The sequence below is a fragment of the Armatimonas sp. genome (genome assembly GCF_043760365.1).
Lineage (GTDB): Bacteria > Armatimonadota > Armatimonadia > Armatimonadales > Armatimonadaceae > Armatimonas.
The window spans coordinates 1-8,427 of sequence record NZ_JAYUPA010000899.1; the positions used below are offsets into that span (position 1 = coordinate 1).

Sequence of the window (8,427 nt, forward strand, 5' to 3'; positions counted from 1 at the left end):
TTTTGCTCACGGAGGTCCTCGAAGCGAAGCCGCGCGATATCAGTGCGCTACGGCTCATGGCACAGGCCTACCGCAAGATTGGCAAGCCAGAGAAAGCCAAAGAAGTGCAGGCAATCGCCACCGAGATCTCTCGTGTCGAGGACGAAATCCGACGGCTGGTCGAGCAGGAGCTCGCACACCCGGCAGACAGCGCCATCCACCAGAAGCTCTCTCAGCTCTACCGCCAGACTGGTGAGATGGAGAAAGCACGTCAGCAAGACGGCATGATCCAGATGCTCAAGACTCACCCCGAGCAGGCGGCGCGTGGCCTTCAGGCACTGATGGATGCCACGATGCGCGAGACGGCGGCGGACACGTCTAAAAAGCCCTAATCAGAACGGATTAGTGCGGCGATTGACCGGGCGCAAGTGTCAGATAGCGGCCCGTGGGAAAGCCTTTCCAGGTCTCGCTCTTTCCCGACGGCCAGCGGACGGTAAGGCTCTGGACTTGCCCCTTGCCTAGCCCAAAGTGCACACGCGCATCCGAGGCGGACAGATACGAACCCGCGCTCTGGCACTGGCGCACCCGGGTTTGCCCATCGGCAAGCTTCAGCGTGAGCACCGCACCGTAGCGCCCGCCACAGTCAAAACCAACCCAGCTCTGTGCCACACTCTCGTTGTGTAAGAGGAGCGGCTTGCCCTCACTGTCCACAATCAGCGCGTCCACGCGACCGTCGTTGTCAAAGTCGCCCACCGCTAGGCCACGGCCCACAATCGGCGCAAGACTGCCGATACCCGAGGTGGCCCCTGCATCGGTAAAATTGCCTTTCTGATTGTGCAAAAAAAGTGTCTTCTGGCGGTAGGTCGTGTCCTCGATTAGCTCAATATTGTCCTGAACATGACCGTTGGTAACAATCAAATCCAGCCAGCCGTCGTTGTCCGCATCTAAAAATTTGCAGCCAAACGCGACATACGGCAGCGCCGCTTGCCCGATCCCAACGGCGTTGCTTTTGTCACGGAACGCCTCGTCGCCGTCGTTGTGGTAGAGATTCTTGACCTCGTTGCGGAAAGTGGCCACAAAGAGATCCAGTTTCCCGTCGTTGTCATAATCGCCCCAGTCAATGCCCATTCCCCCATGGACTTTCCCCTCGGAGTCCGTTGCCACGCCCGATGCCTGCCCCGTGTTCTCGAACTTGCCGCCACCACGGGCACAGAACAGATCCCCTGGTGCTTCATCGTTGGCGAGCGCCACACTGGTCAGCCCCTTGCCCGTAATATCGGCAAACGCTACCCCGAGCCCACGCCCGTTCTGTGTGCTAAAGCCCGCTGCCTGCGAGACATCCGTAAAAGTCTTGCCATTGCTTTGCCAGAGGGTGCCGCGTAGCCCGATATAGCGCGTGGGGCCGCAGGAGCTGAGCACCTCACCGTGCTTCTCCGTGCGGAACTTGCAGAGCTGCGGCTGTGTCGTCGTGCTGAACTGGGCGTAGTTAGCGACATACAGATCCAGCTTCCCATCCCCATTCAGATCGGCAAACCCGCAGGAAGTCCCCCAAGGCTGGGGCTTGAGCCCCGAGCTCACGGTGACATCTTTGAAGCTTTTCCCCGCCTCATTGTGCAGCAAGCGCCCCTCACGGTACCCAGAAAGATACACATCCACAAAGCCGTCGCTGTCGTAGTCGCCCACAGCGCACCCCAAAAAGTAGCCCGACAAGTTCCCTAAAACTGAGGCACTCACCTCACTGAAGTGCCCTTTACCATCGCCCACAAACAATGCGGGCCTTGGGCCAACCAACAAGATATCTAAGTTGCCATCGTTGTTAAAATCCAGAAAGGCGCACCCATTGCCAATAGTCTGAAGGATGTTCAACGGACGCTTCCCCGGTGCTGTCCAGGCGTACTTCACTCCGGATGCCGCTGCGACCTCGACGAACCGAACCGACGAGGGCGGAGTTGGGGAGACGGCGGCGGGCGGCGTGGTGCAGCCAAACGTGAGCAGGAGAGGAAACAGCCAGAGAAAACAACGTCGTTTGAGAACCATATCAGCGCATTCTATCAGTTTCAGTTGCGGTACAATCGCCCCATGAGTTTTCCTCCCAAAGGTGGAGCGCCGAAGAAGCCGAATCCGGCGACGGTCAAGCGCGTTATCGGCACGTTCGTGCCCTACCGTCGGCAGCTTGCGTTTATTTGTGTGCTTGTTTTAATCTCCGCAGGAGTGGGGCTACTCCCGCCAGCGTATCTACGAACTATTGTGGATGAAGGATTTGGGAAAAAAGACTTTGAGGTCGTGACACACTACACGCTCCTCACGCTCCTGACCACCATTGCCGCTAGTGGCTTCGCCCTCTGGTTTGGGTATCTCTCGGTTCTTGTGGGCCAGAAGATCATGCGCGATCTTCGGCTCAATCTCTTCGACCACTTGCAAGGCATGAGCCTGCGCTTCTTCACCAGCACGCGCACGGGCGAGATCCAGTCCCGCCTCATCTCTGATGTCGGCGGCGTTCAGGGCGTGCTCTCAGACACGCTCGCCAACTTCCTCAATAACATTACCGTGGTGATCTCCACGCTTATCTTCATGATCGCGCTGGACTGGCGACTCACGTTGCTGGCACTGAGCATTCTGCCGATCTTTGCGGTTGTCTCGGCTAAGCTCGGGATGAAGATGGGCGAGATGCGCAAGGTCTCGGCAGGCCAGAACGCGGATCTCTCGGCGACGATGCAGGAGACACTCTCGGTCTCGGGGGTGCTTCTCACCAAGACCAGCGGGCAGCAAGTGCGCACGCTCGCGAAGTTCGCCAAAGAGAATGAGGCTCTCACTGCGACGCAGATCCTGCAGTCCACGATCATGCGGATCTTTTTCAGCCTGATTCCCCTGACGTTCTCGCTCACGCCCGCGCTGGTCTACTGGCTAGCGGGGTACTTCATGGCCGGCGGCGAGACGCTCACTGTAGGGCTGATTGTGGCGTTTACAGCACTCCAGGGGCGGCTTTTCTTCCCCCTCACCAGCCTCTTCAATGTGCAAGTAGAAGTACTCACCGCGATGGGACTCTTTGAGCGCATCTTTGAGTACATGAACCTGAAGCAAGAGATTCAGAACCCCGATCCCAAAGACGCTATCGCACTCAAACCCGAGGACGTGCACGGTGCGGTAAGCTTCGAGAATGTCTCATTCGCCTACGACGAGGATAAGCAGACGCTCTCTGAGATTAGCTTCACCGCCCAACCCGGTCAGTTAATCGCGCTTGTCGGACACAGTGGCTCGGGCAAAACCACCATGACCTATCTGATCCCGCGCCTCTACGACGCCGACTCGGGCACCGTCCGCATAGACGGCCACGAGATCAAGCGCCTGCCACTGGCAACACTCGGGCAAGCAATCGGCGTGGTGACACAGGAAACCTATCTGGTGCACGACACAATCCGGGAAAACCTCCGCTACGGCAGGCCCGACGCCACCGATGAACAGCTCATCGCCGCCGCCCAGGCCGCCGCCATTCATGAGCACATCGCCAGCCTCCCCGCGGGCTACGACACCGTGGTGGGCGAGCGTGGCTACAAGCTCTCCGGTGGCGAGAAACAGCGCATCGCCATCGCCCGCGCCATTCTCAAAAACCCACAGATTCTGATTCTCGACGAAGCCACCAGCGCCCTAGACACTCAGAGTGAGCGCCTGATCCAGGATGCTCTCACCGGTTTGTCCAAAGGCCGCACCACGTTCGCCATCGCCCACCGCCTCTCGACCATTCTCGCCGCCGATCTGATCCTCGTGATGGAGGCAGGAAAGATCGTCGAGCGCGGCACTCACGCCGAACTTCTTGCCATGGACGGAGCCTATGCAAGGCTCCACGCAGCGCAGTTTACGGTGGAGTAGGTCATGCGTATTGCCGTTGTTACCAAGCACAAGTACATGGGCGACACGCTTATTGCGACGCCACTCTTGCGCGGAATCAAGCAAGCCTACCCTGATAGCCATGTCACATTGGTTGCCGGCGCGGCGGCGGCCCAGCTTTTAGAGAACTGCCCCTACACGGATGCCATTGAGGTGTTTCGTAAAGGTGAGAGCATTGTGCCACTGGCCAAAAAGCTCATGCGCCCCGAGATTTGCTTTCTTGTGGACCGCTCGTTTCGTGCCGGTATGCTTGGGGTACTCTGCGGAGCAAAACAGCGCGTGGGCTTCAACGTCGAGGGGCGTAGCTTTCTGCTCACACACCGCGTGCCCTATCTCTGGGACAAGCGCGAGATCGTGGCGTACTTAGATTTACTGCAAGCCATCTCCCCCGGCACCTACGACCCAACCCCCATCTTGTGGGTCAAGGACGATGAGAAGGCCGCCGCCCGAGCAAGATTAGCCCCGGAGGGCAAGCGCTTTATCGGGATGCAGCCCGGCGCCAACGACCCGTATGTCCGCGAGTGGAAAGCCGAGCACTACGCGCTAGTCGGGGATCGGCTGAGTGAGCAACTCGGGGCACGGGTTATTCTCTTTGGCACCGACACCGAGCGCAATGCCGCCGAGACGGTCGCGGCCATGATGCAGCACAAGCCCTTGATGCTCGTCGGGCAAACCAAGCTACGCGAAGCGATGGCCCTGATCTCCTGCTGCGACTTATGGATCGGCAACGACGGTGGACTCCTGCATCTCGCCGCTGGAGTGGGACTGCCCACCGTGGGAATCTTCGGCCCCACCAAGTACGCCCGCTGGCACTACGACGGCCCCCGCCACCGCAGCCTCACATCGTATGTGCCTCCCGGTATGAAAGTCACCGATGATGCCATTCGGGCCGGATTGGACGCCATCACGCCGGATCGGGTAGAACAAGCTGCACGGGAGCTTATTTCGGAGTTTTCGCCCCCATGAACGGGGGCGTCTTATTGTCGTCGCAGGCTCCGACACGAAGGGCGTACCGCCCATAACTGAGTCAACTAGGTATGGCTGCTTGCAGCCTTTGTGTCCGAAGCATGAGGACAATAAGACGCCCCCGTTCATGGGGGCGATTACTCAGGGAAGCGAAAGAAAAACATGACCTCAATTATCTTTGACACCGACATGGGCAACGATGTGGACGATGCCCTCGCTCTCGCCGTCCTTCACAGCTTGCAGAGCCGAGGAGCGTGTAAGATTCTCGCCGTCACCCTCACTCGCGTGGATCCGTGGTCGGCGCGCTTCACGGATGCTCTCAACACGTTCTATGGCCGCCCAGAGCTTCCCATCGGAGTGAAGCGCGACGGCAAGTCCGCAGACCCCAGTGCGTATCTAAGAGTGGCGGAGAAGTTCCCCCACCGCATCAACCCGGACAAGGCTCCTGATGCCGTGGACTTGATCCGAAAAACGCTCCAAGCCCAGCCCGACGGCTCCGTAACGATCGCACAAGTGGGCTTTTTTTCAAATCTCGCCAAGCTACTCGACGATCCCAAAGACCGCGACTTGGTCTTGAAGAAAGTCAAAGTGCTCTCGATCATGGCGGGCGCATTCGCAACCATTGATAGTAACAATCACTTCTGTGAGTACAACGTGACGCAGGACATTCCCGCTGCCCAGAGGCTTGCCAAAGACTGGCCCACCTCAATCATCTGGGGAGGTTTCGAGATCGGCAACGCCCTGCGCTACCCGCTCAAGAGCATCGAACAAGATTTTGGCTATGTTCCCGCCCATCCCATCCCGCTGGCCTACAAGGTCTACTGCCAGCCTGGGGAGGAGCGTCCCTGCTGGGATCTCGCGAGCTGCCTCTACGCCGCCCAGCCTGAGCGCGACCACTTTGCCCTCTCGCCTCACGGGCAAGTGACCGTGGAAAACGACGGCTTCACGCGCTTCACCCCGAAAAACAACGGACGCGACCGCTTCCTCATCCTAGACCCCGTGCGCAAAGCCCGCGTCCTAGAGGCTCTCGTCCAGCTCACCAGCCAGCCGCCGAAGAAATGATCGCAGCAAAGCCCATTACCCAACTTCAACCAGAGGATCTTGTGGCATTTCCAATCTGGGAGTTTGCTATAGGAGAAGAAGGAAAGGTGGACCAAGATGAGACGTGGGTACGTCCCGTTCCAACTCCGACAGTTCCTCTGGATGCTTTTTCCCTGAGTGTCGTCGCCCGGTTTGTCACTGCCTCAGGGGAAGTATTTCTTGGTATCGTGGGAGTCAGCACTGTGAGGGAAGTTCGTCTCGGGCCCGCCGCTCTACTTACCAAAAGTCAGTATATTTTTATTCCTGCATCAAGCACCTCTGCGACAACAGAGTGCCAGATAGCTGCTGCCTCTTTGGGCTTACGTCTTGAGGACGTTTTTCCGCTTCGCTTTACCTTGGGCGCTCTGGTTACCGGAGAGATTGCGTACCGGCGCGGATCTTTTACATTGGAGCATTTTCATGAGGTTATCTGAGAACAACGATCTTACCTGGGCGGAGTTTGAGCGCGTCGAGCTGCGTGTGGGAACGGTGACAGCCGTTGAGGCTTTCCCCGAGGCGCGAAAGCCTGCCTTTAAGCTCTGGATTGACTTCGGCCCGGAGCTGGGAATTCGGAAGTCATCGGCGCAGATTACCGTGCACTACACGCCGGAGACGCTGGTCGGGCGGCAGGTGATCGCCGTGCTGAACTTCCCCCAAAAGCAGATCGGCCCGTTCCAGAGTGAGGTGCTGGTAACGGGCTTTTCTGACGAAACCGGCGCCATCGTCCTCGCCCAGCCGGAGCGCCTGGTACCCAACGGGACGCGCCTGATCTAGAGGTCTAGGCTTAGCCTCTCCAGGAAAACACACAGACTTTCTGGCGAGTGGCGGCATCAGAGACGAGAACCTGGAACTGGATCGTTTTCCCCATTTCCCACTGACGCCCCGTCACGAGCCAGCGCCCCCGCTTCCAGAGTGCCCCGTACGTGAGAAGCTGGGGGTAGCGCCCCAGCAAGCGTGAGGGTAGCACGCTCCAAGTGCCACTCGCCGCTCGCCGGGTCAGTTTGCCCCCCGCACTGAGGAGAAGCTCACCACTGGGGAGTGTGTCCAGAAGTAGCGGCCTTGGCATATCAGTGTTCGGATCGTTGCCGACCTCGGGGATGGTGTAGAGGGGAAGGAGCTGGAGCGTTTTGCCGTCGCCCTCCAGCTGAAAGATCAGCCCCAGCACATCGTGCCTGTCCGTGGCGGCAGGAGAGTACCAGCTCGCCCCGAGATAGCTTTTCCCCAGCGACTGCGCCAGCCCGAACACACGAAAAGTGCTCTTGTGGTAGTAGCCCTGCCCGAGCTGGTACTTGGTATTGTTGAGCACATCGGCAGGCCAGAGTGCTGGATCGGTAAGAAAGCGCTCCAGCTCCAGAGGTTGCTTCTGCCCATTCAAGCTGATGCTTGGCGGCGTTCTCTCGATGTTTTTCTCGTGCTCCAAGAGCTGCAGCGTAATGCCAGGTGTAAGTGCCAGGCGATCTTGCAGGAGAAACCCCTCAGGCGCACCGAGGCGCACCGGAGGAAGTTTCGTTGTCGGGAAGACCACTTCGTAGCCACCATAGGCTTTTGTGCGACGTAGCGTGGGCGTGTCTGCCTTCTTTGGCCCAAAAAGCTGTACTTTCTGCATTCATAGGGTTCCTTTTTTAAGGGCCGAATTTATACTTCGGGTCGGGGTTTGGTGATTTGGGAACGGTGTCACAGACAAAGCCAATGATCTGAACACCGGGGCAGGTGAAACGAACGCGGTAGGTTTTCTTGTTGGTTGAGGCATCCGTCAGATAGCTATCGAACTTGACATCTGCTTTGGCGAGCCCTTTGCCAAAGAGATAGGTTCCGTTTAGGTTCACCATCCCAAACGACTTCGAGTTTAGGGAGATCATAGCATCCGTTAAACTAGTCCACCCTTCCAGGGTGATACTAATGTTTCTGGCCAGGAGAATGCTTGAAATGAGGTAGGGCAGATCGGGCTTGTCCCCCTTGTGAACCATCAGCCCTGATGGCGCTGAGGTGATCCCATCAAGGGTCCACGCACGGTTTCGAAAAAGCCTCTCATCCAGCCAGGGACGCTCGACCAGAACTCTTTTTATCTCCATAGAGGTTACAGCTCAGGACTTGCCTAGCTTCCTCGTTTGAAGTATAATCCAGCCCACCAATGGCACTGAGTCAATCCATGACACGCGAGCAATTCCAACAGATTTACCAGCAAGGACCCGAAGCCTGCTTCCTGCTTTTTCAGGCTCTCGCACAACGCGTTGCCGCTTTGGAAGATAAACTCGCTCCCGGCCCGCACACTCCCTCATCCGCACAAGGATTTATCAAACCAAAGAACCAAAGGCCAAAGACGGATCGCCCTACCGGAGGGCAGAAGGGACATAAGGGGCATACTCTCGAAAAGAACGAGACACCTGATGAAACCAAGAAGCATCAACCCAACCAATGTCCCAACTGCGGCTTGAACCTCAAAGATATACCGGGAGAAGTGGTTGAAGCGCGGCAAGTCATTGACCTGCCCGAGGTCATCCGATTCTGGACGGTAGA

At 58.0% G+C, this 8,427-nt stretch carries 8 protein-coding genes and 1 pseudogene; 6 read left to right on the forward strand and 3 right to left on the reverse strand.

Annotated features, from left to right (window positions below):
• Positions 1-371: hypothetical protein (locus ACH2EH_RS22475; protein ID WP_395145261.1), on the forward strand; the 371-nt coding region annotated here is incomplete at its 5' end.
• A gap of 10 nt (positions 372-381) precedes the next feature.
• Here the strand turns inward: ACH2EH_RS22475 and ACH2EH_RS22480 are convergent.
• Entirely contained in the window at positions 382-2,016 is a 1,635-nt protein-coding gene (locus ACH2EH_RS22480) for a CRTAC1 family protein (RefSeq protein WP_395145263.1), read from the reverse strand.
• A 42-nt stretch (positions 2,017-2,058) separates the two neighbouring features.
• On the opposite strand from ACH2EH_RS22480, the gene ACH2EH_RS22485 reads away from it, so the two are divergent.
• The 4 genes from ACH2EH_RS22485 to ACH2EH_RS22500 all read left to right on the forward strand — a co-directional run bounded on the left by ACH2EH_RS22485 (position 2,059) and on the right by ACH2EH_RS22500 (position 6,684).
• Positions 2,059-3,846, forward strand: coding sequence for an ABC transporter ATP-binding protein (locus ACH2EH_RS22485; protein ID WP_395145265.1), 1,788 nt, complete (start codon positions 2,059-2,061; stop codon positions 3,844-3,846).
• A gap of 3 nt (positions 3,847-3,849) precedes the next feature.
• Complete coding sequence (locus ACH2EH_RS22490) at positions 3,850-4,830, forward strand: glycosyltransferase family 9 protein (protein ID WP_395145267.1); 981 nt, start codon at positions 3,850-3,852, stop codon at positions 4,828-4,830.
• 162 nt (positions 4,831-4,992) lie between these two features.
• Positions 4,993-5,892 carry a nucleoside hydrolase gene (locus tag ACH2EH_RS22495; protein ID WP_395145269.1) on the forward strand — a complete coding sequence of 300 codons (900 nt, stop codon included), beginning with the start codon at positions 4,993-4,995 and terminating at the stop codon, positions 5,890-5,892.
• A 438-nt stretch (positions 5,893-6,330) separates the two neighbouring features.
• The gene (locus tag ACH2EH_RS22500) at positions 6,331-6,684 is read left to right on the forward strand and encodes a tRNA-binding protein (protein WP_395145271.1); all 354 of its coding nucleotides are present in this window, start codon (positions 6,331-6,333) and stop codon (positions 6,682-6,684) included.
• Between the two features lie 10 nt (positions 6,685-6,694).
• Here ACH2EH_RS22500 and ACH2EH_RS22505 read toward each other — a convergent pair whose 3' ends face one another.
• Together ACH2EH_RS22505 and ACH2EH_RS22510 are read right to left on the reverse strand one after the other, a co-directional pair.
• On the reverse strand, positions 6,695-7,516 hold the full coding sequence (locus ACH2EH_RS22505; RefSeq protein ID WP_395145273.1) for a hypothetical protein: 822 nt from the start codon (positions 7,514-7,516) through the stop codon (positions 6,695-6,697).
• A 16-nt stretch (positions 7,517-7,532) separates the two neighbouring features.
• Positions 7,533-7,982, reverse strand: a complete 450-nt coding sequence (locus tag ACH2EH_RS22510; RefSeq protein WP_395145274.1) for a hypothetical protein — start codon at positions 7,980-7,982, stop codon at positions 7,533-7,535.
• 59 nt (positions 7,983-8,041) lie between these two features.
• On the opposite strand from ACH2EH_RS22510, the pseudogene ACH2EH_RS22515 reads away from it, so the two are divergent.
• Positions 8,042-8,427, forward strand: a pseudogene (locus tag ACH2EH_RS22515) (hypothetical protein); the annotation flags it as partial.

Bases quoted from the DNA above. Each gene is read 5' to 3' on its own strand.
- ACH2EH_RS22480 (WP_395145263.1), bottom strand. From the start codon at position 2,016: ATGGTTCTCAAACGACGTTGTTTTCTCTGGCTGTTTCCTCTCCTGCTC.
- ACH2EH_RS22485 (WP_395145265.1), top strand. From the start codon at position 2,059: ATGAGTTTTCCTCCCAAAGGTGGAGCGCCGAAGAAGCCGAATCCGGCG.
- ACH2EH_RS22490 (WP_395145267.1), top strand. From the start codon at position 3,850: ATGCGTATTGCCGTTGTTACCAAGCACAAGTACATGGGCGACACGCTT.
- ACH2EH_RS22495 (WP_395145269.1), top strand. From the start codon at position 4,993: ATGACCTCAATTATCTTTGACACCGACATGGGCAACGATGTGGACGAT.
- ACH2EH_RS22500 (WP_395145271.1), top strand. From the start codon at position 6,331: ATGAGGTTATCTGAGAACAACGATCTTACCTGGGCGGAGTTTGAGCGC.
- ACH2EH_RS22505 (WP_395145273.1), bottom strand. From the start codon at position 7,516: ATGCAGAAAGTACAGCTTTTTGGGCCAAAGAAGGCAGACACGCCCACG.
- ACH2EH_RS22510 (WP_395145274.1), bottom strand. From the start codon at position 7,982: ATGGAGATAAAAAGAGTTCTGGTCGAGCGTCCCTGGCTGGATGAGAGG.